The organism is Bartonella sp. PS17NMGDW (genome assembly GCF_042193555.1).
In the GTDB taxonomy this organism is placed as follows: domain Bacteria; phylum Pseudomonadota; class Alphaproteobacteria; order Rhizobiales; family Rhizobiaceae; genus Bartonella; species Bartonella grahamii.
On sequence record NZ_JBHILY010000002.1, the window covers coordinates 56801 to 81580 of the forward strand.

General features: G+C 36.9%; 20 protein-coding genes and 1 tRNA gene. 9 read left to right on the forward strand and 12 right to left on the reverse strand.

Annotated features, from left to right (window positions below; translation table 11 throughout):
* Positions 1 to 696, forward strand: a complete 696-nt coding sequence (locus ACFIJK_RS01700; RefSeq protein ID WP_375626052.1) for a TlpA disulfide reductase family protein — start codon at positions 1 to 3, stop codon at positions 694 to 696.
* 1 nt (position 697) lies between these two features.
* On the opposite strand, the gene ACFIJK_RS01705 is transcribed toward ACFIJK_RS01700, so the two are convergent.
* From ACFIJK_RS01705 to ACFIJK_RS01735, 7 genes are all read right to left on the reverse strand, one after another.
* Positions 698 to 1174, reverse strand: a complete 477-nt coding sequence (locus ACFIJK_RS01705; RefSeq protein ID WP_375626295.1) for a YaiI/YqxD family protein — start codon at positions 1172 to 1174, stop codon at positions 698 to 700.
* 31 nt (positions 1175 to 1205) lie between these two features.
* On the reverse strand, positions 1206 to 2060 hold the full coding sequence (locus tag ACFIJK_RS01710) for a YihY/virulence factor BrkB family protein (RefSeq protein WP_375626054.1): 855 nt from the start codon (positions 2058 to 2060) through the stop codon (positions 1206 to 1208).
* A 410-nt stretch (positions 2061 to 2470) separates the two neighbouring features.
* Positions 2471 to 3400, reverse strand: coding sequence for a prephenate/arogenate dehydrogenase family protein (locus tag ACFIJK_RS01715; RefSeq protein WP_375626056.1), 930 nt, complete (start codon positions 3398 to 3400; stop codon positions 2471 to 2473).
* 1934 nt (positions 3401 to 5334) lie between these two features.
* Positions 5335 to 6375, reverse strand: a complete 1041-nt coding sequence (gene holA, locus ACFIJK_RS01720) for a DNA polymerase III subunit delta (RefSeq protein ID WP_375626058.1) — start codon at positions 6373 to 6375, stop codon at positions 5335 to 5337.
* 4 nt (positions 6376 to 6379) lie between these two features.
* Positions 6380 to 7174 (reverse strand): ABC transporter ATP-binding protein, encoded by a 795-nt coding sequence (locus ACFIJK_RS01725; RefSeq protein WP_273787584.1) that lies wholly within the window; start codon positions 7172 to 7174, stop codon positions 6380 to 6382.
* Positions 7167 to 8063: an ABC transporter permease gene (locus ACFIJK_RS01730; protein WP_375626060.1), complete on the reverse strand. Its 897-nt coding sequence runs from the start codon at positions 8061 to 8063 to the stop codon at positions 7167 to 7169. Before ACFIJK_RS01730 ends, ACFIJK_RS01725 begins: the two co-directional genes overlap by 8 nt.
* A gap of 62 nt (positions 8064 to 8125) precedes the next feature.
* A complete protein-coding gene (locus tag ACFIJK_RS01735; protein ID WP_375626061.1) occupies positions 8126 to 9103 on the reverse strand; it encodes an ABC transporter substrate-binding protein in 978 nt (325 codons plus the stop codon).
* A 185-nt stretch (positions 9104 to 9288) separates the two neighbouring features.
* Between ACFIJK_RS01735 and ACFIJK_RS01740 the strand changes: the two genes are divergently transcribed.
* Positions 9289 to 9363: transfer RNA gene (locus tag ACFIJK_RS01740), tRNA-Gly, on the forward strand.
* Between the two features lie 375 nt (positions 9364 to 9738).
* Here ACFIJK_RS01740 and ACFIJK_RS01745 read toward each other — a convergent pair.
* Positions 9739 to 10017: a hypothetical protein gene (locus ACFIJK_RS01745; RefSeq protein ID WP_375626063.1), complete on the reverse strand. Its 279-nt coding sequence runs from the start codon at positions 10015 to 10017 to the stop codon at positions 9739 to 9741.
* A gap of 125 nt (positions 10018 to 10142) precedes the next feature.
* Here ACFIJK_RS01745 and ACFIJK_RS01750 point away from each other — a divergent pair, with 125 nt between their 5' ends.
* Positions 10143 to 10625 (forward strand): GNAT family N-acetyltransferase, encoded by a 483-nt coding sequence (locus ACFIJK_RS01750; protein WP_375626064.1) that lies wholly within the window; start codon positions 10143 to 10145, stop codon positions 10623 to 10625.
* Positions 10626 to 12574: 1949 nt separating this feature from the next.
* On the opposite strand, the gene thiD is transcribed toward ACFIJK_RS01750, so the two are convergent.
* Positions 12575 to 13429 carry a bifunctional hydroxymethylpyrimidine kinase/phosphomethylpyrimidine kinase gene (gene thiD, locus ACFIJK_RS01755; RefSeq protein WP_375626066.1) on the reverse strand — a complete coding sequence of 285 codons (855 nt, stop codon included), beginning with the start codon at positions 13427 to 13429 and terminating at the stop codon, positions 12575 to 12577.
* Positions 13430 to 13558: 129 nt separating this feature from the next.
* Between thiD and ACFIJK_RS01760 the strand changes: the two genes are divergently transcribed.
* The 3 genes from ACFIJK_RS01760 (at position 13559) to ACFIJK_RS01770 (ending at position 17634) form a co-directional block, all read left to right on the forward strand.
* Entirely contained in the window at positions 13559 to 14356 is a 798-nt protein-coding gene (locus tag ACFIJK_RS01760; RefSeq protein WP_375626067.1) for a lysophospholipid acyltransferase family protein, read from the forward strand.
* 711 nt (positions 14357 to 15067) lie between these two features.
* Complete coding sequence (locus ACFIJK_RS01765) at positions 15068 to 16165, forward strand: D-alanyl-D-alanine carboxypeptidase family protein (protein WP_375626069.1); 1098 nt, start codon at positions 15068 to 15070, stop codon at positions 16163 to 16165.
* A gap of 407 nt (positions 16166 to 16572) precedes the next feature.
* A complete protein-coding gene (locus ACFIJK_RS01770) occupies positions 16573 to 17634 on the forward strand; it encodes a CobW family GTP-binding protein (protein ID WP_375626071.1) in 1062 nt (353 codons plus the stop codon).
* 1564 nt (positions 17635 to 19198) lie between these two features.
* Here ACFIJK_RS01770 and ACFIJK_RS01775 read toward each other — a convergent pair.
* From ACFIJK_RS01775 to ACFIJK_RS01785, 3 genes are all read right to left on the reverse strand, one after another.
* Positions 19199 to 19948 carry a L,D-transpeptidase family protein gene (locus ACFIJK_RS01775; RefSeq protein WP_375626073.1) on the reverse strand — a complete coding sequence of 250 codons (750 nt, stop codon included), beginning with the start codon at positions 19946 to 19948 and terminating at the stop codon, positions 19199 to 19201.
* A gap of 38 nt (positions 19949 to 19986) precedes the next feature.
* Positions 19987 to 20943: an acetyl-CoA carboxylase carboxyltransferase subunit alpha gene (locus tag ACFIJK_RS01780; protein WP_375625548.1), complete on the reverse strand. Its 957-nt coding sequence runs from the start codon at positions 20941 to 20943 to the stop codon at positions 19987 to 19989.
* Between the two features lie 90 nt (positions 20944 to 21033).
* Positions 21034 to 21960, reverse strand: a complete 927-nt coding sequence (locus tag ACFIJK_RS01785; protein WP_375626075.1) for a site-specific tyrosine recombinase XerD — start codon at positions 21958 to 21960, stop codon at positions 21034 to 21036.
* 260 nt (positions 21961 to 22220) lie between these two features.
* Here ACFIJK_RS01785 and ACFIJK_RS01790 point away from each other — a divergent pair, with 260 nt between their 5' ends.
* From ACFIJK_RS01790 to ACFIJK_RS01800, 3 genes are all read left to right on the forward strand, one after another.
* Positions 22221 to 22853, forward strand: a complete 633-nt coding sequence (locus ACFIJK_RS01790) for a shikimate kinase (protein ID WP_375626296.1) — start codon at positions 22221 to 22223, stop codon at positions 22851 to 22853.
* Positions 22828 to 23961 carry a 3-dehydroquinate synthase gene (gene aroB / locus ACFIJK_RS01795; RefSeq protein WP_375625546.1) on the forward strand — a complete coding sequence of 378 codons (1134 nt, stop codon included), beginning with the start codon at positions 22828 to 22830 and terminating at the stop codon, positions 23959 to 23961. Before ACFIJK_RS01790 ends, aroB begins: the two co-directional genes overlap by 26 nt.
* Positions 23962 to 24378: 417 nt before the next feature.
* Positions 24379 to 24774 carry an MliC family protein gene (locus ACFIJK_RS01800; RefSeq protein WP_375626078.1) on the forward strand — a complete coding sequence of 132 codons (396 nt, stop codon included), beginning with the start codon at positions 24379 to 24381 and terminating at the stop codon, positions 24772 to 24774.
* Positions 24775 to 24780: the final 6 nt, after the last annotated feature.

Sequence of the window (24780 nt, forward strand, 5' to 3'; positions counted from 1 at the left end):
ATGATTTTTCAAATTTTCATCAGCGAAAAAAACAATAAAAAAAGGCAATTCTCCCTTGCTTTCTTTATCATTGCATTGAGTTTATACGCAACCATAAACTACGATACCAAAAGAGAGTCTTTTCTTTTCAATTTCATTTCAGCAGCACAAGCACAAAAAATAAACATTGATAAAGCACGAGCAGAAAAAATGATGGCGATCCGAAAAGCAGCAAAAGGCTTTTTTAGCCACATAAGATTTGCTGATACGCCCTCAGATATGAAGAAACTCTCTTTCAAGGACATTCGAGGAAAAGAGCGCACACTCAGCGAATTTACTGGAAAACCGATGCTGGTCAATCTATGGGCTATTTGGTGTGCACCTTGCCGCACAGAAATGCCAGAACTTGCGCAATTAAAACATGAATTAGGTGGAGAAAACTTTGATGTCATAGCTATTAATATCGATAAAACTGCTTCTCCTGAAAAAATTCAGCAATTTTTACAGAATATTCATGCGGATAATTTGCTTTACTATCGCGATGAAACAATGGATATTTTCAACAATGTTAGAAAACAGGGGCTTGCTTTAGGACTCCCCATTACATTTCTCATCGATAAAGAGGGATATCTCATTGCTTCCTTCAATGGTGCAGCTCCATGGGCCAATGACGATGCCAAAGCACTTATAAAAGCTGTTATAAAAGAAGCCCTATAACCTAATAACCGCTTCTTTTTAAACGTTGTATAACAAGATCCAGTGCTGACAAAAAGGCAGAACGGTCTTTACGAGAAAAAGGACGGGGACCACCTATTATACTGCCCTGTCCACGCAAATCTTCCATCAAATTGCGCATCGCCAAAGCCTGAGCAATTGAATTTACATCAAAAATACGCCCCGTTGGCGAAAGACAAAAACCCCCAGCTTGCACAACCCGTGCTGCTAAAGGAATATCACTGGTAATAACGATACTTGCCTCATGCACATGTTCTACGATCCAATCATCAGCACAATTGAATTCACCAGCAACGACCACTCTTTCAATGAGTGCTTCATCTGGAAGGGAAAAAAAACGATTTGCCACAACAAATGTCTTAAGCTGATAACGATTCATCACACGATAAACTTCATCTTTTACAGGACAAGCATCCGCATCAATCAACAAAGTGATAGCAGGCTTTATTGGGATATTCATACCTTGGCTTTCACGCAATAGTTAAGTTCTTTCATCCATCTGAATGTTGCAAATGCTTGCGATAAAACATTATCGCCGCGTTTATTTCTCCTCCCAAAATAAAAATTGCACTCAAGATGTAAAGAAAAATAATAGCAACCATAATAGATGCTAACCCTGCATAGGTAGAAATATAATCAAACATTGTCAAATATTGTGCAAAAGCAATTGAAGCCATAAACCATACAAACATTGTCAGTACAATTCCTGGTAAAATATCTATAAACTTCCGCCGCTCTGCTGGTAGCCATTTATGCACAATCAAAAGACTTACAAAGAGAACAACCGCTGCGATTATGTAACGCCATAGACGAATAACACCGATATATTCTGTAATGAAAAAAGAATGATTTTGCATAATCTTGATCAGCAGAGGTGTTAAAATCAACAAAACGCTGATCACAATAAGACCAACAGCTCCAAGAATCACAAAAAACAAACTTTGAAAACGACAAAACAACAAGCTACGCCGATCAACAACACGATAAGCTCTATTTAAAGCTGTACGTAACGCCTCTACCCCATTAGAAGCAAAATAAGCCGCTCCAATGACAGAAACTGTCAACACTCCCCCCCGCTGTATGGTTAAAACATTGATAATTTCCTGAGATAAAGGCTCTGCAATGACATCTGGTAATAACTGCACCAAAGCTTTGATTTTTTGCGGTGTATATGTAAAAGCACCAAGAAAACTGGCAAGAGAAGTTCCAAAAATAAAAAAAGGAAAAAATGCTAAAAGCCCAGAGAGCGCGACATGGCTTGCAAAAGCACTCCCATTATCACGCCAATAATGGCTTACTGCGTCAACAAGGATACGATAGCTATACCTAAAGATATTTCTTAACAAATCTCTATACTTTCTGGTAAAACTCTTCCTCTGTCTATTTCAAGCTTTATAAAAATCATCAAAACTCTGCAAACAAACATCTTCCGATGTTGTAATATAAAGGGCAATAATCAACACGGTCAAGCCTGACTTTATACTAAAACAAAAACAACAACCCACTATATGAAATTCTACAACGACTTCATTTTTTTGTCTCTTCTATAGATCAGTAACCTCTTCTGTACATCATATGCCCTATAGAGAGTTAAGCACGATAATCTTGCACACATAAAACCTTTTGAAGTCATAGTTATCTGTATCGAAGCAATCGCCACTCTTTTTTATTGCCATCTATGACTGAATAAAGAAAAAACTTCTTATCGATTTCTAGAAAAAACCAATGAAATTCAACAAAAAAACCTTGCTTTTATTCACCCTTTTTTAGAAACACTCTGACGTCCAAAATCAGGAGCATCAATTTCCTGTCCAGCATCAATAATATTGCGACGTACAGCACGCGTACGTGTAAAAAAGTTAAACAATGTCTCACCATCTCCTAAACGAATTGCCTGCTCTAAAAAAGCAAGCCCCTCACTAAAACGGCTCAACATTTCTAAAATAGCATCCTTATTATGCAAACAAATATCGCGCCACATAACGGGATCAGAAGATGCTAAACGTGTAAAATCACGAAAACCGGAAGCGGAATAAGCAATGACTTCTGAATTTGTTACTTTTTCTAAATCACTCGCTGTCCCAACAGTATTATAAGCAATCAAATGCGGCAAATGCGAAACAATAGCCAAAACAAGATCATGATGTTTAGGATCCATCTTTTCGACACGCGCACCACAAGCTTCCCAAAACGCTGTTAATTGTGCGACAGCAGCAGCATCACTCTCAGCAAAAGGCGTTAAAATACACCAACGATTCATAAATAAATCAGCAAAACCAGCATCTGGTCCTGAATATTCCGTTCCAGCAATTGGATGCCCTGGAATAAAATGAACTGTTTTTGGCAATAAAGGTGCCATTTCCGCAATAACCAACGCTTTCGTAGAACCAACATCACTCACAATCGCTCCAGGTTTTAAATGATCACGAATGTTTTTTGCTACTTCTGCACTAGCCCCAACAGGAACAGAAAGAATAACCAAATCTGCTCCTTCAACAGCTTTTGCATTATCTGTCGTATAAAAGTCCCCAAGCTCCAATTCGCGCGCTCTTTTCAAGGTTTCTGAACGACGTGTTGCAATAGAAATTTGAGCCGCAAGATTTTTCTTTTTAATAACTCTTGCTAAAGAAGATCCAATCAGACCGATTCCAATGAGTGCTATTTTTTCAAATTGAATATGGCGCATCTTTCACCTTCAAAGATTCTTTGCAAATGGCAGTAAAAACAATTGTAAAATCATAATTTTCCTGTCTGTTTGTTCAAGAGTTATGCGTAAAACATTAAAAAACAACAACTAGGAAATAAAGAATAACGCAGTTTACCAATCATCACCTGCGCAAGCTGACAACAGATCATTTTACCTAGAAAATACATTAACAATAAATGACGAGAAATCTAACATCACGCTCTAAAACTCCCACTTAATTACTGATCAAAGCGCATCACTGAAACAAAAATTAAATGCACTCTCAATTAAGATAACAACGACTCTACATAAAATCTCATCAATTTACTTTATCTTACTAAATCTTACTAATTTACTCACAAAAAACACATCAAAAGCGTAAGCAGACACCAACTCTTTCCAAATTATCCCAATACGTTCATTAATTTGTACATCAGACCTATATAAGAATGTATTACGCCTCCACCTACAACATCAACACAAGTTTTATGAATATTGAAAACACCGTAAAATAACGCATACAAAAAATACCATTAAAAACATTTTCCTCTCCCGATTCCTGATACCGTAAATCAAACAAATATGAGAAAAACACGCTCTCTCAATAAAGAAAAAGTTTGATAACAAAACACCGAATATCCCTTTAATGGAGCCATACCCCTCACGTAAAACAAAGCGCCCTAAACAGGATAGATTTGGATTGCAAATTCATGCGTTTGTTTTAAAAAGACATCTCTCTCCCCAGCCTATCTCACGACAGTGTTTGTAAATGTTATAACTATAAATCCATTAAGCACGACCCTCTTCACACTTAATAAAACACTATCATTATATTTGCCTACCTCCAATGTTGCAAAAACCCTTGGAATTTGAGAGCATTCATAAGAGGCATTTTTAGTGCTTTCTTGCACAGTTTTTATCCACACGCCCCCACTTATGACGTGCAAAAGACATCGTTTTGATTGACTCAATATGAAAAATGATGAGTTATAATAATAAACAATGGCTTGCTCTGTTTATGAGACACATTCATTGCTAAGATAATCATCTCTGTATCAAAAATAAAAATCTCCTCATAGGTACTGTCGTTTTCATCATAATCTATTTTGACTTTCTCCTCATCCCACGAAGATTCTTAGTTCATACCGATCTGCAAACAATTCATTTTCTTGTCTAAAAGATTCCACTAATTCACTATTTTAAGTGATTCAATTAATCTATAATATATTGATTTATAAATATAATAATTGTTTTTCAATTTGAATCATAACTTCAAATACGGTAAAATTCTTCCATCACAAACTCTCTTGTCTGCACGTCACAAGAAGACATGTGAGAAAAAAATGATGCAAAACGCTCTCTAATGCCAAAAACTGTAGCAAATTAGAGACTAGACAAATATATGATGATGCTCTGGCTTGCACTTTTATTAAGCGTAAAAATAGTGATGCTCTATGGATTTTATATTCTTCAAGGAGCACTTTACCATTATACCATTCATAAACACCGCCGCGAAATAGATATGCGCGCATTGAGAAATATTTCTAAGAAAGCGTATGAATCTACCATACAAGTGTCTTCTGTTGTTTGAGATGCTCTGTTTTGCATGAGGGATGTTACTCCATTAAGGCGCTATGAACTAGCCTAATATTCACCCCATACTCACACAAAAAACACCGAATACGTAAATTTTGCCTGAGCCCTATATCACGAACCAACAGTGTTTTACGACACAACAAGATAATAAAACCGTGTAAAAACTGCCTTTCAAAGATAAATAATTTTTCTGAAGAAAAGTTTCTATAAAAATTTCAAGCTCTTCAAATGCAACTTCAAAACTACAACTAACCTCTACTTGATAACACAACAGTTTTAATTGCTTAAAATACCTCTGTGGCGTACTAAAAATAAAAAATCATCATATTTCTAAACTGTTAAGCTGCCATCTGGCGTCGTGCAATAATTGTAAGCCCTAACAAAACTTGGCGAATGATAGCTTCACCCAAAAGTGGATTTTTACGACTGTCTAAAACAGCACTCTGAATTCTTTCCATTGCATAAGAAATTTGTTCTAACTTCCAATATTTTAAAGCTTGCTCAACGATCTTTTTCCGTTGAAAAAAAATGGGAGGCCGTGCTTGAGAAACCACCGTAAAGGGCGATTTTCCTTCAACCTCTACCTGATAACGCAATAGCTGTAATTGCTGAAAATGCCTTTGTGCTGTACTCAAAATAAAAAAAAGCGCCCCATGCAATGCTGCATGTCGGTTAAAATGCGCTTCAAAGCCTGATATATCGCCCAATAAAAGAGCATCAATGACTTCATCTTGAGAAAGAGCACTGACATCGCTTACAACAGCTTTCACATCTTCAAGAGTAACGTGAGCATTTGCAGCGTAAAGACAAAGCTTTTCTAATTCACCTCGTGATACAAGGCGATCCGCCCCTAAACTTTCATGTAACCATCTACGTGCATCCAAAGAAATAGTCTTCTTAAACTGCCCTAAAACCTCATCAATCAAACCGTCAAGAGAACGCATATCATCTGCAAAACAGGGCAAAGCCATTGCTTTTGATGCTGTTTCAACAGCATTGCGCAACCCTGTTCCTTTTTTTAAATCCCCTGATTCAATGAGTATAAAACAAGCTTCTGGTGGCTTCTCAATTAAAAGTTTTAAGGCAGCAAGAAAACCTTTTTGATTAGCCGCATTAGAGATCCATATCAAACGATCTCCCCCAAAAAGCGATAACGTACGCGCTTCATTTTCCAAACGCGCAGGATCTTTATCAATTTCAGCAGCATCCAAACGAATTGTCGAAAATGGATCTTCTATTGCTACCTTTGTAAGTTTTGCAAAACATTGTGCACGCTCACAAACAAGACCACGATCTGGCCCATAAATGAGAACAATAGGAAAAGCACGTGAAAAACGCGTTAAAAACTGATCAACTTCATGTGCTTTTTTCTGAGCCACATTATTAATCCATTAACAGTTCATCATCATCAAGAACTTCCCCGCGAACTTTCTGAAACATGCCAATTAAGTCATTGACATCCAAGCCCTTACGCTCTTCATGACAGACATCCAAAATCACTTTTCCACCATGCAACATCAAGGTGCGATCACCATAATCAAGAGCCTGACGCATAGAATGAGTCACCATAATAGTCGTTAACTTTTTATCTTTAACGATTTTTTCAGTCAACCGCATCACAAAATCAGCCATTCCAGGATCAAGCGCTGAGGTATGTTCATCAAGCAATAAAACATCCGCATGAGCTAATGTTGCCATCACAAGGCAAACAGCTTGGCGTTGCCCACCTGATAAACTGTCCATAGGATTATGAATATATGCTTCAAGACCAATGCCTAATTGAGCAATTTTTTCTCGAAAAAATTGCCGTTTCTCATGGTTTAAAGCCGAACGCAAACCACGACGACTTCCTCGAAGAGCAGCAAGAGCCAAATTTTCTTCAATTGTTAAAGAACCACAACTGCCTATCAAAGAATCTTGAAAAACACAAGCAACCTTTCCAGCGCGTTCACTGACTGACTGCCTAGAAACATTTTGCCCATTGATAACCACTTTCCCTGTTGAGGGAAGCGTTGCACCCGCTAAAACACTGAGCAAGGTTGATTTACCAGCGCCATTTGAACCGATAACCGTAACAAAACTACCCTGATCAATTTTAAGGTTAATATCAATTAAAGCCTGTTTTTCCAAAGGTGTTTGCGGTTTAAATGTAACCCCAACATGAGAAAACTCAATCACGTTTACGCCTCCTCCAATAGCGTGGCACAATAAGGGTTAAAATAACCAACAGTGAAGTAATCAACTGAAGATCTGTCGACGTATCAATACCAATTCCATTTGCCTCAAATGCAAATTGCACCGCCACACGATAAAGCACAGACCCCACAATACAGCTGATTATAATCCAAAAAATATTACGCGTACGAAATAAAGTTTCACCGATAATCACAGCTGCCAACCCAAAAACAATTGTTCCAATTCCACCGGTAATATCCGTTGCAATCGCAGTTTGAATATAAAGAGAACCACCAAGTGCAACACAGGCATTTGAAAGCCCCATACCAAAATAAATTAACGCCGACGTATGAACCCCTTGAGCTGTAGCCATCCGTGGATTAGCTCCCATTGCACGCATAGCAAGACCTATTTCGCTTTCCAAAAAACGCCAAATCAAAAACGCCACAACCAGCAATACAATACCAATGAAAAGAGGCCGCACAAAAATATCAGACAAACCAAACAGATTATAAAAGGGCGTTAACGCCGTATCAGCAAGCGCTAAATTAACATTAGATCCTCCCATAATTCCCATAATACGAAGATTAACCGTATAGAGCGCTGACATTGTTAAAATGGAAGCCAAAAGATTCAAAATACCAAAACGCAAATTCAACATAGCTGTTAATAAACCAGCTACCATGCCTGCACAAAAAGCACATGCCATAGCTGCCCATGCATTAAAACCTAAAAGAATCAAGACACCACAGACACAAGACCCAAGAAGAAATGAACCATCAACTGTTAAATCAGGAAAGTCCAAAACGCGAAAAGAGAGATAAACCCCTATAGCCACAAAAGCATAAATAAGACCTAATTCCACAGCGCCAGAAAACGCAAATATATTCATGTAAAGACAATCCCCATGAAAACTTAACGTATTTTATTGTATCAACATCCTATCAATGAAAGTCATTGAATCACTTTTGTCGCGCGATCAATAACTGCCTGCGGAATAACAATCCCCGCTTTTTTTGCTGCTTTCATATCAATTCGAATGTCATTATTAGCCGCCTGCACAACGTCAATATCACCAGGCTTTTCACCCTTTAGAATACGCACAACCAACTTCCCAGCATCACCCCCTACATCATAGAAATTCACACCTTGCGTCATAAAAGGACCGCGTCCAATAGAATTAGCATCAACAGTAAATATAGGAACATTTGCTTCCTGTGTGACCTTTACTGCACCCTCTAAAACAGAAAGAACAGTATTATCAGCAGGAATAAAAATGATATCTACCTTACCGATTAAAGCCCGTGTTGCTGCCTGAACATCTGAAGGTTTTGGTGCCGATGAAGGAACGATTTCAATTCCAACTTTTTTTGCCGCATCCTTTAACACCTTAAGTGTTGAAACAGAATTTGCTTCAGAAGCATTATAAAGATAACCAATTTTTTTCAAATCTGGTTTTACTTCTTGTAAAAGTTTAACACTTTCTGCAACATCTATACGATCAGAACTCCCCGTCACATTACCGCCAGGTTTGGTAAGCGAAGAAACGATTTTAGCTCCGATAGGATCAGAAATCGCCGCAAAGACGATAGGAATTGTTTTTGTTGCCGCAAGCATTGTTTGTGCTGAAGGCGTGGTAATCGCTACAATAACATCAGGTTTATCACCAACAAATTTACGTGCAATTTGCGTTGCTGTTGAAATATTGCCTTGCGCTGATAAAAAGGTGAGCTGAAAATTTTCACCTTGCTTATAACCATTTTCTGCAAGAACATCTTCCACACCTTTACGAACGGCATCCGCAGCAGGATGGACCATAATTTGTGTGAGTGCAACTTTAATGTGTTTAACTTGGTCATCCGCTTTTGCAACACTGTTCATCATAAAAACAGCTGCAATGATAATCCCCAATATATTTATTCTCTTCAACATTATATTCCACCCCTCTCTATGCAAAATTAAAAAAGGAATAATCTATTACTGAAGAATCTTATAAAATCAATCTTTATTTCATTTTATTAAAACATGGACAAAATAAATCAAACTAAAATGATATTTTTTTGTTGCAATTCGTAGAAGCCTACGCCATACAGGCAAGATATATATCGAATCGGTAAGCGGGTGTAGCTCAGGGGTAGAGCACAACCTTGCCAAGGTTGGGGTCGTGGGTTCGAATCCCATCGCCCGCTCCATTGAATTTTGTATTTATTCGTTCTTGCGTGGAGCTGTAGCTTGCCACTAGTTTTTTTTTACAAATTTATTTTTTCAAAGTTTTTTTTAAGATTCATAATTTCTTATGAAGCATCTATTGGTTTGGTGTCTTAGATTATCAGATAACAATTTTTAACTTAGACGGATTTTTTCTGGAAGGTTGCTGTTGTCTGTTAAGTCGTTAAAGCCGTGTAAAATAAGCTTGAAAAGCGAAATGAACAATTCCCATTGGTTCATGACGCTGCTTAGCAACAATAACTTTATTTCTTGCCATCCCGAGAATAATTTTTTCACTATTGGCAGCAGATCTTTTGCGGCTTTGCAGATTATAGAAGCTTATGTAAAAGAATTTGGGATTACTTTCGAGCTAACGGATTTTTTACAGCCCCAGTATTAAAAAATGATGAGCAATTACAAAGAGAGCAAATATTAAACAAATCAAAAATTGACTTATCGTTAGAGAATAACTTTTTTTCAAAGGTACGTTTTTTACCGAAATTATGCCCTAAAATGAAGGTTGTTGATTTTCCAAATGGAGTATCTTCTGTTAATTCAACATTTGCTTCAGACACATTCAATATTGTCTCTGCTAAAAATTTACAAGAAACTATACCTACAAACCAAGCAAAATCCATAATCCATTCCTTTAATGCACAAAAACTGCCTTTAGCTTGGTGGGTTGGACCTCATTCGTCTCATTATAAAGTTGATGAAGTTCTCTTAATCTATTGGTTTAGAGCTTGTTGAAACAGAGGTAGGAATGGCAGCTTTAGCACAAAATATAGACTCACATGTTACTTCTATGCCGGATAACTTCAAAATCAAGGAAGTTGAATCTCTTCAAGATTTTAGAGATTACAGAAATGTTATGGCATCAGTATTCGAGCCTTTTGATGAAGAAGCGGTTATATTTTATGAAACAATAGGCCGTTGTTATAAAAAAGACTCTGATGTAGAGATGTTCGTTGGTTATATAAATAACAATCCTGTAGCAATATGTTTTTGTATTAAAGCCGATGGAGTTGGTGGAGTGTATGATATTGTCACCAATCCAGATTTTCAGAAAAGAGGTGTTGGGACATTCATGACAAAAATTGCTATTAAGCATTTAAAAAGAAAGAAATGCCATGTTATTGGTATGCAAGCATCTCACGAGGGAATTGGCATTTATAAAAAATTGGGTTTTATAAACTTTAGTGAATTTAAAGTTTATTCCAATAAACACATGATCATTGAGCGATGAATTCTTTTCATCGATAAGCGAATTTATTATTTTCAGCAAAACTCAAATACAGAAAACCAATCTATACAACCAAGAAAGTTTAGCCAATCTCCTTTAATACTGATAATGAAAAGCTAAAAAAGTTATTACAGATATAATTGTTTCAAATGACTCACTCAATTTTTCTTACTTTTATGATTTTCAGGATCATTGTCTTAAAAAAGATATCTATAAAAGATCTAAGTTGAACAAGTGAAAATTTTATTTGATATGATTGATAATTTACTATCTGTTACTGATAATTATAAAAAACTCGAAAGCAAATATTTAAAACTACAGTTACATCATAGTTTGTTAGATGGTTAATCTGTTAGTCAATTAATAGAAAAAATCTTCGCTTTATACAATAACCAAAGGAGCTTCAAAACCCTTTTAAAGGTCCTTTATGTATATTGTTTCTTTTTTATATCACAGTTGATAATGAGAAATATCTCACGCTAATTGTATTATTTTTACACGAAATAAACTGTTTTCACCTACTATTTGAATAAATTAAGTTTTTGAGATTTCTGGCACATCATTTGAAATGACAAAAGAAATTTTCCCTTGTACTTGTGCAAACAGCGTAGACATCCTTCGATAACCCTCTTGCTTGAACAAATTCTTATCCAGAATAATCTTCAACACGAAAATAAATCAATAATTTGATTCATAAAGGTAATTTATTATTATTCATATTGAGCAATCATCTCAAATATCATAGGATTATCTCATTTCAAATCTCTATATATTAAATCACTCACAATCATCTGCTTACACATCACAAGCGGAATTGATGTATCAATGAAATTCACTTGAAGAAAGGAATAAAAGTTCTTCTTATAAACGCTCTAAAATACCAAAGCTTATCGCAACATTGGGAGCTAAAAATAGTATAGGGGGCCCCTTTCACCTTAAAAACATAAAAATGGGAAGCATAATAGCTTTATACACTTCATAGGAGCTTTAGAGCATTCACGGACGTTATTATAAATGATGGATGTGACACACCTTGAGAGAAATCTCTTTAAAATAAACATGTGAATTAACAATGTAAGTGCATTCTACTTGAAGCATACTATTTTACATGAGGAACATAACTTCAATCAACGTAAAATAAGGTGTTGAACAGTCATAGCGCACAATAAAATCAGATCGTTTTAAATACTTAATGATGAAATCCGTTAAATGACAGAATAAAAATTCAAGTTTGAAAAAATTAAACCACACGCTACAGATCTATTGAAACTCCGATTGAGCGATCAACTACTTTCTCGCTAAAACTTAATCACTATAAATATAAAAACCTTAAAACCCGCTCTAAATCCGTGAAAGTTTCTAGATCTTGCTGTATTAAATGTTGAAACTCCTCACAGCTGCTCATCTGAAATGTCAGCAATTTCATAAAGCAGTTCCATAAAAAGAGGATAATGACGTTGTAATATCCGAAAAAATTCACCACATCGCCTGAAAAATCATTGATAATTCCATCAGGACGTATCAATTACCATTTAGAAAACCCTACCCATGCCGACAAAAACTCTGTAAATGTTAGATATATTTAATAATTTTGATAACGATTTTGGCTCATCCTGTTTTGCAACCAATATAATAAACAGCAAATATAGTGGGATCAACCAGTTTCAATATCGCCTTGTAAAAGGCCTTTCCCCCTACCCTTTTTTCTATCAAATCCTGATTTTACAATTCCTTGCTCTCTTTTTTATACTCAAAATTGCCTCTGAAACAGGATACATTAATCTTAAAAAATATATAAAAGAAACAAATTATAACATTTTTTTCTCATCCTTCTTAATACGAAATAACTGTTAAACTACAATGCACTAACACTTACCAGTCATAAATCCAAAACAGCATATAATGACGAAACAAATTCATAGAGTGAAGATTTTTCACAATCAATTGTTGTATTAATCTTTCCATAATGCATAAAAATGATGAAGCGGCCCTCGCCCTTTCCCTACTTTTAAAGCATTTGAGGCAGTTAAAGCGCCATGCAAATAATCTTTTGCTTGTTTAACAGCGCAATCCAAGGGTTGGGTAGGTAACAGAGCTGCAATAGCGGCAGAAATGGTACACCCTGTCCCATGATCATGAGTGGTTGAAAGACGAGAAGCTTCAAGCATAAAAAGGTTTTCACAATCACAATAAAGATCTGGACTAGAACAATCGTAATTTTCTGTACTATTTCTGCTAAGCGTATTCAAATGTCCCCCTTTTAACAAAACTGCATGACACCCTAGCGCCAAAAGTCGTGGAGCATATTGATACATAGTCTCTAAAGACCATTGCACTTCACCTCCCAATAACAGTGCAGCTTCAGGCAAATTTGGCGTGATCAAAGTTGACATCGGCACAAGAACGTCACGCATAATTTCAATTGCATCAGACTTTAAAAGAACATCACCACTTTTTGCAACCATAACCGGATCAAAAACAATGAAACGCGCTTTATGATAAGCAAGACGTTGTGCAATAACCTGTGCAATCTGAGCATTTGCAACCATACCAATTTTAACGGCATCAACATGGATATCCTCAAAAACAGAATCAATTTGATCTGCAACAAAAGAAGCATCTAATGCCTGAAAAGAACGCACACCTTGAGTATTTTGTGCAACAACAGCTGTAACCACACTCATACCATAAGTTTTCATAGCTGAAAAAACCTTCAAATCCGCCTGCATTCCAGCGCCACCAGAAGGATCTGTTCCCGCAATAGATAAAATCCGTGGAATAAAAAGTTTATCTTTTTGTAATTCCATCAACCTCTTTCCTTCTGTTTTTAAATATCGGAAAATAAGTTACCGAAAAAATAGATGTTTGAAAAAACATAAAGAAGATGTTTTCTCATGTGAGTTATATTATATATGAAGTCTTCTTATAGATATAAAATGGAAAATGTAGTGCTTATCCTTCGTTCTATTCTTTTTACGTTCGCTTTTTATACAACAACTCTCATACAAATGATTCTTTACGCTCCCGTTTATTTTTTAATGCCCCGCAAAAAGGCATGGATTGTCCCTAAAACATGGGCGCGCGTTACACTCTTTTTGCAAAAATACATCGCAGGCACAAGTTATGAGATTGAAGGATTAGAAAATCTTCCCAAAGGACCCTATATCATTGCTCCAAAGCATCAATCGGCTTGGGAAACTTTCAGTCTTGTTCCCTATTTTGATGACCCCACTCTCATTTTAAAACGTGAATTGATGTGGATTCCATTGTTTGGCTGGTATATGGCAAAAACACAAATTATCCCCATTAACCGCACAACGCCCATCAAAGCCTTAAAAATGGTTATACAAAAAGCAAAAGAGAAAGTAAAACAAGGGCGCCAAATCTTGATTTTTCCCGAAGGAACACGCCGACAACCCGGTCAAGAACCAGATTATAAGTCAGGAATTGTCGCGCTCTATAATGAATTAGGGCTTCAAGTTGTGCCTATTGCACACAATGCGGGTTTATATTGGCCACGCAATAATTTTCGCCGCTATCCCGGAACAATTCGTGTCCGTATTCTTCCCCCGATAGAAGCTGGTTTAAGCAAACGTGATTTTCTAGATCAACTTGTCCAAAAAACTGAAAAAGCGTGTGATGAACTGCTTCTCTTAGCAGCTCAAGATCCTACCCCTCCTCCTATGCCACCATACGCTGTTCAGAAACTTCAAAAACTAAATCATTCATCATGAAACAATGTGCTGATTGATCAGAATAATGCATCACTTTGTATATTGAGCAGAGTATATGGAACAAAAATATAAGAAAGATACTTCAAACTTTCTAATTCAAAATTATAAAACACATGTACATTACAAGAAATGATTGATGTGTGAATTTTTTTGAGAAAGAATTCTTTCTCTCTTTAAAATCGTTTAAACAACATACATCATATTGATTTATAATGATATTTTATCTTTATTCAACTTGAATGAGAACCCTGAATACCTTAAGATTCTCTCATTTCAAATCTATTCCATTTTGAATTAATTAGAATCGTTTGCTTGCACATTACAAGCGAGGATATCTGTGTGAATAAAACGATACAAGAAAAGATTAAAATGCTTTTTACGAACCGTCTTAATCTCAAGTGCCGAGGGCTATCCTACCAGGAGGACAAGAAAAATGTATGATTATGCCGTTTCGTTCCTTCCTGAGAAACATCAATCCCCCAAGAACCTGAAATCTTGTGCAATCTTCATTATTTAAAAAGTATTTCTTGAGATACTTAAGCCATCAAAACAAATTCAAGGGGAAAATAAAAATGAGTATTGGTTTTTATCTCCGAGACACAACGAATACAGCAATTAACCATCTTTCCTCCCTAACCTAGACTTAAAAGCTTTGTGTGCTACATTAAAACAATTCTAAATAACGAATAAGAAGGAACTAGATTTAAATTAATGCAACGTCTCTTCTATAATTTATTTTTTTCTGTGATTTTGAGTTTATCGAGCGCTGTTGCTCTAGCGCAGCCTTTTATTTCTGTTGATGTTACAACGGGGCATATCTTAAAACATAATCAAGCTTTTGAGCGTTGGTATCCTGCTTCCTTGACAAAATTAATGACCGCTTATGTTATTTTTCGTGCCATGAGCCGAGGAGAAATTTCACCAGACAAACATATCACCATCAGCGAATACGCCGTAAAAGCTCCTTCATATCGTTCAGGCTATAAAGCTGGTTCCGTACTCACACTTGATACAGCCTTAAGTATCACCATGGTTAAATCTGCCAATGATTTAGCCATTGCCATGAGTGAAGCTGTTGCAGGTTCACAGAAAAATTTTGTACGTAAAATGAATAGCGAAGCTAAACGTTTAGGCATGTTTGGAACGCATTTTGCGAACGCAAGTGGTTTACCAGACTCTCAAAACTACTCCACGGCACGCGATATTGCTCTTTTAGCCGTTCAGATACGTCGAGAATTTCCACAATATGCTCATTATTTTTCTATTCCAGCAATTGATTTTGGTAATAATCGAAAAATCCAGCATAACTCAAACAACCTCATTGGCCGTTTTTATGGAATAGACGGTATGAAAACAGGCTTTATTTGTGCCTCTGGTTTTAATCTTGTTGCCTCAGCCACCCGCAATAAACGTACAATTATTGCTGTCATTCTGGGTGCTAACAACATAAGTGAAAGAGAAGAAAAAGCTGCACAACTTCTTGAAACAGGATTTTTGCATCAAGGAAGCCCCCAATTAACACTAGCAACATTAAAACCTTATGGGAGCAACATAACACAAGCCAACAATATGAGACAACAAACATGCACACCTGAAGCCATAAAAATGCATGCAAATTCATATGATGATCAAGGAAATATTATTCTCACTTCTCCTTTTATCACTGCTCCACCTTCTTTTTCTCATCCTTTATCAGTACACCTCATTCGTACGCCACAAACACCTAAAATGACAGTAAAACCACTAAGAAAACCCTATATTCCGTATAAAAGGCACGCAAACCATTCTATAAAAAACCATAAATCATAACCTTACAATTAGTTATAATACTTTGATTTATAATGATAAATTAATTATTTTGTACCTTATGTCAGAATCACAAGTATGTAAGATTCTCTCATTTCAAATCTGTATTTGTTGAATCAATAAAAACCAGTCTCTTGCGCGCCACAAGGTGGATGAACATGTAGATAAAATAATTAAAACAAAGAATAAAAATTCTTCCTATAAGTCCTTTCAAGAACCAAGAATTATCACAACATTGACGCTAAAAAGTGTATGATATACCCACGTGCACTTAACTTTATAAGCGTAAAGATAGTGATACAATGGATTTCATAGGAGATTGACCATTATATCCCTCGCGGATACCATTATAAATTTGTTAGACGTACTAAGATATGTTTTTTTAAATGAAACCATGATTGATGATTAACATGAAAATAAAGCGCATCCCTCTCACGCTTATTACTGGTTTTTTAGGCTCTGGCAAAACAACTTTGCTCAACCGTATGTTACAAGACCCTCTTTTAACAGAATGTGCTATTATCATCAATGAATTCGGTGAAATCAGTATTGACCACCTTCTGGTTGAAAAAACGACAGAAGGAATTATTGAGCTTGCCAATGGTTGCTTATGCTGCAATTTACGCAGTGATCTCATCGATACATTAATTGATTTAATAAATCGCGTTCAGACAGGACAGATCAAACAACTCCATCATATTATCATTGAAACCACAGGGATGGCTGATCCCGCCCCTATTTTACAAATACTTTTAAGCCACCCGTTGTTTATTCAAACATTGTCTATAAATGCTGTTCTTGCAACATTCGATACATTAAGCACACTTTCCATATGTGAGCGCTATCCTGAAATATATAAACAATTAATATTTGCTGATAAAATTATTCTCACCAAAACAGACCTTATGGCTCAACAAACGCTTTCAGATACGCTCCTTAACACACTTAAAACGATTAATCCTACAGCACAAATCATTGACGCCCATTCTGAAGATTTCTGTTCAAAGCTATTAATAAATAACACATTATGGGATGAAAAAGTAGAAAATACAAAACTTAAACAAAATCTTACGAATACCCCACATGATCATACCCCCCATAAAACCATTCGTACCTTTTCACTCAACTGTGAGGGTCCTGTTGATTACGCCACAATTGAAGCTTTTTTAGATATCCTACAAGAGCGTTATGGTACAAAATTATTACGTATTAAAGCAATTATCGCATTGCGTGATGACCCTTATCGCCCACTTATATTACATGGCGTACAAACATTTTTTCATCCTCCCATAAGATTGTCAGAATGGCCAAAAGGAATAAAACAAACACGTTTTGTCATCATTGCCGATGGTGTTGAAAAAGAAGCAATACAAAAGCTCCTCAATGCTTTCTTTAATAAACCAGCAATAGATACTGCAGACAAAACAGCTCTCTTAGAAAATCCTCTAGTCATTCCAGGAATAAAATTTTAATTTTTTCCCCCCTTCAATGATACACCATTAAATTCATTGGCACCACCATCTTTATGCTTTTAAAGGAGCAAACCGGCATCATCACACACTTTGCTAATCCCCAATGTTGAAACAAAAGCTCTTGGCACTTGAAACGGTTCGTAAAAAGCATTTTAGTCTTTTCTTACACAGCTTTACCCACACGGCTATCCCCGTTTGTAATGCGCAAGCAAATGGTTTTAATTGATTCAACATGGAGAAACTTTGAAACGGGAGAATCCTACGGTATCCAAGATTCTAATTCAAGTTGAATAACACTAAAGTATCCTTATAAATCAATATGTTATAAATTTATAAACACTCCTATTCAAGTTTATTCACATAATGGAATAAAAAATAAGAAAATACACATTTTTAACAATGCTTTCTACACAATAATGTCTCCTATAAAATTATCCGTACCTTTTCACTGGACGGCAAAATTCCCATAGACTACCACAATTGAAACTTTTTAGCTCTCTTACAAAACCGCATGATGCAAAATGACCACGTATAAAAACACTCCAACGCTAACATATTACCCTTATCTGTAAAATAGTCACCCTCACACAAAATAGAACATCATTGTATCGCGAACTCACGCATTCGTTAAAAAAACCGTCTCTCAATACGCATCATCCCTATTTCAAAACGCTACCTACAAATAATATAATACAAAATTCTCCATAAAATGTATAAGCCCCATTCTCCATCTTTACTCCATAAATATGCAAGCTGGTAGCCTCATGCTCTTGCCAGTTGAAAATGCTTTGGAAAACCTTGGTACTTTAGAGTACTCATGAGAAATATCTGTACTCCTTTCTTTAAGAGTTTTATTCACATGCCAATTCAATTTTATGACGTGCAAAAAATGGTTTCGATTAATTCATCATAAACAGATTTTAAGATAAAAGAATCTGATGATATTGAGTCCCTCAACTCAAATTGCAAAATGATAAATTATTATAAATCAAATTGTTATGATGAAAAATTTAATATCCATCAATCTGTAATCAGATTGTTTTCTCTCTAAATGCGCTTCATCTGCAAACCACTTCATGTGATTCATTTCACAAACCGATTGGACAAATTCTTGGTTCTAAAATATTCTGCTCAACTCTATATTTACTCCAGCTAATTGAAATCAAAATCCCTGTTGAGGCAAAAAACAAAAATCAGACAGAGGCAATATCGGATTTTAAAATATGTGAATGTATCTTATATAACAGCATGATAAGACAATATTTTACAGCATGAAAGAATAAAACTCTTTGAAAGAAATAAAAAGAGAGGCGCATTTTATGTTAACTTACTCTTTATTAAAAACGACGATTAACACCACTACCGATGTGCAAACAATCCAACTTCTTTGAGAAAATTCCTCCTGGCTTTCCACTTCATCTAATTTACTTACGCAAAGCTCTATGAAAAAACTCTGCACTTTAAAAGATTGACTACCCACTTAGACACCTTATGCGTAAAGTTTTTTCATATCCTGTATCGCCATTTATAAGTAATAGTACGGTGCAGCAGGATACAATAACACTCACTGTATTAGAGAAACTGAAGTTTTATCAATATCGCGATTAAAAACGTAACGTTTTCCATAAACTTCAACAGTTGGAGGCTGACGATTTTTTTCAAAAAAATCATAACCTTTCTTAAGCATAACCCAGAATTGATAATGAGGATCACTGCTATGACGTAACATATTATCCTCGGTCATGCGGAAAGGAAAAGCCTGCAACTGAAACTCTCTTTGTCCTCCTTTAAAAGCATCCCGTGCAAACGCATAAATCTGAGCCATGTTCTTATCACTCATAGAATAACAACCTGCGGAAAAGCAAGAACCATGCACCATAAGATTGCTTCCTGTACGACCATTTTCCTGATCATAAAGGTTAGGAAATCCTATATTAAAAGAAAGATAATATTTTGAATAAGGATTCATTTGGTTTGCGCTAATAGTGTAAAACCCCTCTGGTGTCTGAAAATCTCCTTCTTTATATTTAGGTCCAAGCTTACCAGACCATTTGCAAATGCCATAGCGAGCAACCAAGATAAAAGGCCCTGAACGAGATTGCTTCCAAACTTCAGCAAGATTTTCTTCCTTGAAAAATCGCATTACAATTGGTGCATAAGGATCAATATCGTATAAAGCCATTCTGTTCTGGATTTCTTGTGGCAACGGCTGCTCAACTTTGGCACGAATAGAAGCTGGCAATCTTCCCCCACATGCCGTCAATATTCCCATTAAAAACAACACACACACAGCGAGGAATCTTCTAAATATCATCGAATAAAACTCCAATCAATCCCCTCACAAAAAATAACCTATGTTAGAGATCGACCAATTTGAAGGTATTTTTCCCTTCGCTCTTGTTTAAGAGCTTCACCATCTTTTCCAGCCATAGCTTTTAACGCCTCTGAAATAACATCACCCGTTGCATCAATGACAATCTCTTTGCCACGATGCGCCCCCCCTAAAGGTTCCGAAATAATGCCATCAATAATCTTTAAGCGATACAAGTCTTGAGCGGTAATACGCATATTCATTGCAGCATCTTTTGCACGAGCTGGATCACGCCATAAGATAGAAGCTGCTCCTTCTGGTGAAATAACAGAGTAAATCGCGTGCTCCAACATATAAACTTTGTTGGCTGCAGCAATTGCTATCGCCCCTCCAGAACCGCCTTCTCCAATAACAACGGAAACCACAGGGACTTTCAAACGCAAAGTTGCAGCTGTTGATTGAGCGATTGCTTCCGCTTGCCCACGTTCTTCAGCGCTTACCCCAGGATAAGCACCTGCTGTATCAATAAAAGTGAGGAGTGGCAAACCAAAGCGGTCAGCCATTTCCATAATACGTACAGCTTTACGATATCCTTCTGGGCGTGCAGAACCAAAATTATAGCGCAAACGTGTTTGTGTATCGTGACCTTTCTCTTGACCGATATAAGCAACTGCTTCTCCCCTAAAACGTGCAAACCCAGCTTGAATAGCCTCATCTTCAGCAAACTTGCGATCTCCTGCCAAAGGTGTAACATCACTCAATAGGCGTTTAGAATAGTCCATAAAATGGGGACGATCAGGATGACGAGCCACTTGTGTTTTTTGCCACGGCGATAATTTTTTATAAATATCGCGCAACGCTGTTTGAGATCGCGCTTCAAGACGAACAATCTCATCGCTCATATCAAGACTGCCTTTTTCCTGAGAAATTTTTTTTAATTCAAGAATTTTCCCATCAAGATCAGCAACTGGTTTTTCAAAATCAAGATAATTATACATTTGTACCAACTCATTCAGTGTCACTTATACACTTATAATTTGCTTTATAAAGTCTTTTTCAAAAACATCACCTTTTCTTTAACGAGCCTTTTACTCATCGGCAAGTGGATGATGCTCATTAACTAAACGATAAAGTCCCTCTTCCAACACATGGGTATAAATCTGAGTGGTAGCAATATCAGAATGACCTAACAAATGTTGAACTGCACGCAAATCGGCACCATTTTGCAAAAGATGACTAGCAAAAGCATGGCGCAACACATGGGGAGAAAAGCTATCACTTTCTATTCCTGCTCTTCTAGCGAGATTTTTCAACTCCCGCGCAACAACTTGACGAGCAATATATCCTGTCTCGGAATTCGCAGGAAAAAGATAAGGACTTGCGACATCCTTTCCCTGATCACGTAAATTTAACCACTGCAAAAGAACTTGATATGCTTTTTTTGATAACAGCACCATTCGTTCTTTTTTGCCCTTACCACGAACCAAAATGCTGTATGCTTTCCCCCGAACAGCCTGCACAGGCAAACTCACCAATTCACTAATACGTAATCCTGTTGCATAAAGCATTTCACTCAATAGCTGAAGACGCAATGCACGCAGATAATCCTTAGACCCATAATCTGCTTGATTGACTTCTAACTGTGCTAAATCAAGCAATTTTATCACTGCATCTTCACTCATGATTTTGGGCAAAGGGCGCCCCTGACGAGGTGCATCAATATCATGAGAGGGATCATCTGCTCTCAACCCTTCAGCATAAAGGAATTGATAAAACTGACGCAAAGTCGATAAACGGCGTGCTTGTGACGATGCTGCAAAACCAAAAGTATGCATAAGCGACAAAAGGGCAATTAAATCTTCTTTTTGTGCTGAAAAAAGCGAAACAGAGTGTGAAGACAATTCGTCTTGTGCCCACTGCAAATCATGCTGATAAGCCGCAAGCGTATGAGGTGAAGCTCCTCTCTCCGCGCTCATCATCTCAAGAAAATGATCTATCACAGCACCACTTTTCATTTCATTGATTCGCTTCCGTAGAAAGATTCCATGAATCCAAGGGAACATCGATGTACATATCCACAGTTACTGGTTCAACCCAAACCACAAGAGCACCCATTATAATGAAAAGAACAGAAAGCAAAATGAAAAGAATCATCAAAAATCTGGTCAATGTTGGCATAAGATAATAACCTACCCAAAAATATTCTATCTCGTATTATGCCTCACAAAGATTAACAGGAATTGACTTTAAGATGGATAAATGCCGAAATAAAGTTATGAAAAGCAATCGACCAAAACGCGTCCCTATAACACAAATAAAGAATCAGCTCTTATCGTCCCTTGATAAAAAAGCACTTGTCCTTGTTGGTCTTATGGGAGCAGGCAAATCAGTGATCGGAAAACGCGTCGCCACCATGCTCCGTTTACCCTTTTATGATTCTGACCAAGAAATTGAAAAAGCTGCGCAAATGACAATCACTGAACTCTTTGAAATTTATGGTGAATCAGAATTTCGTGCTCTTGAACAGCGTGTTATTCTGAACCTAATGAAAAAAAGTCCCCTTGTTTTAGCAACAGGTGGTGGTGCCTACATAAACGAAAATATCCGAAAAACCATTCATCAAAATGGTATATCCATATGGCTAAAAGTCGATCTTGATATCCTCATGCAACGTGTCTCAAAGCACCCAACACGCCCCCTGCTTCAAACAGCCAATCCTAAAGAAACCATGCAAAAACTCATGGAACAGCGTTATCCTATCTATGCAAAGGCAAACTTAACAATTAACAGTCATAAAGAAAGCCGTCATACCGTAGCACAAAATGTTATACGATCTGTAGAGCACTACCTATACACAGAAATTAACAATAGGGAAAATCAGCATGCAAACAAAGACCGTCACTGTTAAACTGGACAAACACTGTTATGATATCATCATTGGTCCGAGTCTGATTGCCCAAGCTGCTTCACAGATTAAACATGCTCTTAACAAAAAAGATCCTCATCCAACGCGCTTGGCACTTGTTACAGATACAAATGTTGCTTCCCTTCATTTGGAGATATTACAAGCAGAGTTAACAAAAAATAAAATTCATACTGTCCCTATTATTGTAGAAGCGGGAGAACAATCAAAATCATTTTCAACCCTGCAAGTTGTCATCGATCAAATTCTTGCTGCGCGTTTAGAAAGAGGCGACTGTGTTATTGCTTTTGGCGGTGGTGTCATTGGCGATCTAGCAGGATTTGCGGCAAGTATAATCCGCCGTGGTATGAACTTCATTCAAATGCCCACAACGCTTCTTGCACAAATTGATTCCTCCGTTGGTGGAAAAACTGGAATCAATAGCCAATATGGTAAAAATCTTATTGGTACTTTTTATCAACCGCAATGCGTTATTGCTGACACATGTCTTCTTGATACCCTACCACCGCGCGAATTTCGTGCTGGTTACGCAGAAATGGTCAAATATGGACTCATTAACCAGCCTAATTTCTTTGAATGGCTTGAAAAAAATGGACAAGAAGTCTTTTCTAATGGCCCTATGCGAACAGAAGCCATTGTCCGCTCATGCCAATTTAAAACCGCCATTGTAGCACGTGACGAACAAGAAACAGGAGAGCGCGCGCTCTTAAATCTCGGCCATACATTTGGACACATGCTTGAAACAGCAACGGCTTATGAATCAAAGCGTTTAATTCACGGTGAAGCTGTAGCAATTGGAATGATTCTAGCGCATCAATTTTCTGCTCAACTAAATTTGATAAACCCCACACTTACACAACGCATTGAAGCACACTTCAAATCTATAGGTTTGCCTACACAATTAAAGGATATCCCAGGGAAGTTACCAGATGCTGAAAGTTTAATAACTCTCATTGCTCAAGATAAAAAAGTTTCGCAAAACAATTTGACCTTCATCTTAACACGCGGACTTGGTCAATCATTTATTGCAAAAAATGTCTCTCCGGAAGCAGTTTTGACTTTTCTGGAACAAAAATTAGCAGAAATTCGTTAATTCATATTGAATATAATTGATTCGTTTTTATACTTCTATTAAAGGAATAAGTATGATGATGTCTGCGTAGCTCAGTAGGATAGAGCACAGGATTCCTAAAAAAATTGGGCATTTTGAGGAGAAATCCTCAAAGTGAATCTGCTCAAATTCGGGGAAAGCTTCATGGGAGACTATATGCCAATCCCGAGCCAAGTCTCTCTTCAAATGAGAGAAAGGTGTAGAGACTGAACGGGCAGCACCTAAAGAGCAAAAGCTTCAAGGTGAAGAGACAGTCCAGACCACAAACAGCCGTGAAAAGCTGGCGGTGAAAATCGAAGTGGTATGAATCCTGGGGTCGCAGGTTCGAATCCTGCCGTAGACACCATCGTATCAATCAAATTATTCTTTGTGCGCAATATAGGAATATAGGGAAGCATCATGAAAAAAACTTTACATATTTTAGGATTTTTCACCGCTTTAAGTTTATCAATCTTCAGCTCAAACAATAGCTTAGCTGGTTCTTTTATCATTGAGGTACCAGACAATCCAGAGCCAAAAACAGAGACCATTACCTACCAGTGTGATACTGGAACAGGTAAAGAGCGCGTTGAGGCAGTCTATCTTAATGCTGACAATATTTCGTTGGTTGATTTCAAATGGAACGGTGATCGTGTCATTGCTGCTAATGTCATCGCGGCGACAGGAGCAAAATTTGCAGGAGCTCAGTATATCTGGTGGGAGAAGAACAAAGAAGTCATGCTTTATGACCTTTCTCAGGATCCAGAAGAAAAAAAACCTATCCTCTGTAAAGATGAGTCAACATTATTATTTTAAATAACA

What these genes read in the sequence shown, in the direction of transcription:
- ACFIJK_RS01700 (WP_375626052.1), top strand. Translation starts at nt 1, where the DNA reads ATGATTTTTCAAATTTTCATCAGCGAAAAAAACAATAAAAAAAGGCAA.
- ACFIJK_RS01705 (WP_375626295.1), bottom strand. Translation starts at nt 1,174, where the DNA reads ATGAATATCCCAATAAAGCCTGCTATCACTTTGTTGATTGATGCGGAT.
- ACFIJK_RS01715 (WP_375626056.1), bottom strand. Translation starts at nt 3,400, where the DNA reads ATGCGCCATATTCAATTTGAAAAAATAGCACTCATTGGAATCGGTCTG.
- ACFIJK_RS01730 (WP_375626060.1), bottom strand. Translation starts at nt 8,063, where the DNA reads ATGAATATATTTGCGTTTTCTGGCGCTGTGGAATTAGGTCTTATTTAT.
- ACFIJK_RS01735 (WP_375626061.1), bottom strand. Translation starts at nt 9,103, where the DNA reads ATGTTGAAGAGAATAAATATATTGGGGATTATCATTGCAGCTGTTTTT.
- ACFIJK_RS01745 (WP_375626063.1), bottom strand. Translation starts at nt 10,017, where the DNA reads ATGGATTTTGCTTGGTTTGTAGGTATAGTTTCTTGTAAATTTTTAGCA.
- ACFIJK_RS01750 (WP_375626064.1), top strand. Translation starts at nt 10,143, where the DNA reads ATGGCAGCTTTAGCACAAAATATAGACTCACATGTTACTTCTATGCCG.
- thiD (WP_375626066.1), bottom strand. Translation starts at nt 13,429, where the DNA reads ATGGAATTACAAAAAGATAAACTTTTTATTCCACGGATTTTATCTATT.
- ACFIJK_RS01760 (WP_375626067.1), top strand. Translation starts at nt 13,559, where the DNA reads ATGGAAAATGTAGTGCTTATCCTTCGTTCTATTCTTTTTACGTTCGCT.
- ACFIJK_RS01765 (WP_375626069.1), top strand. Translation starts at nt 15,068, where the DNA reads ATGCAACGTCTCTTCTATAATTTATTTTTTTCTGTGATTTTGAGTTTA.
- ACFIJK_RS01770 (WP_375626071.1), top strand. Translation starts at nt 16,573, where the DNA reads ATGAAAATAAAGCGCATCCCTCTCACGCTTATTACTGGTTTTTTAGGC.
- ACFIJK_RS01775 (WP_375626073.1), bottom strand. Translation starts at nt 19,948, where the DNA reads ATGATATTTAGAAGATTCCTCGCTGTGTGTGTGTTGTTTTTAATGGGA.
- ACFIJK_RS01780 (WP_375625548.1), bottom strand. Translation starts at nt 20,943, where the DNA reads ATGTATAATTATCTTGATTTTGAAAAACCAGTTGCTGATCTTGATGGG.
- ACFIJK_RS01785 (WP_375626075.1), bottom strand. Translation starts at nt 21,960, where the DNA reads ATGAAAAGTGGTGCTGTGATAGATCATTTTCTTGAGATGATGAGCGCG.
- ACFIJK_RS01790 (WP_375626296.1), top strand. Translation starts at nt 22,221, where the DNA reads ATGAAAAGCAATCGACCAAAACGCGTCCCTATAACACAAATAAAGAAT.
- aroB (WP_375625546.1), top strand. Translation starts at nt 22,828, where the DNA reads ATGCAAACAAAGACCGTCACTGTTAAACTGGACAAACACTGTTATGAT.
- ACFIJK_RS01800 (WP_375626078.1), top strand. Translation starts at nt 24,379, where the DNA reads ATGAAAAAAACTTTACATATTTTAGGATTTTTCACCGCTTTAAGTTTA.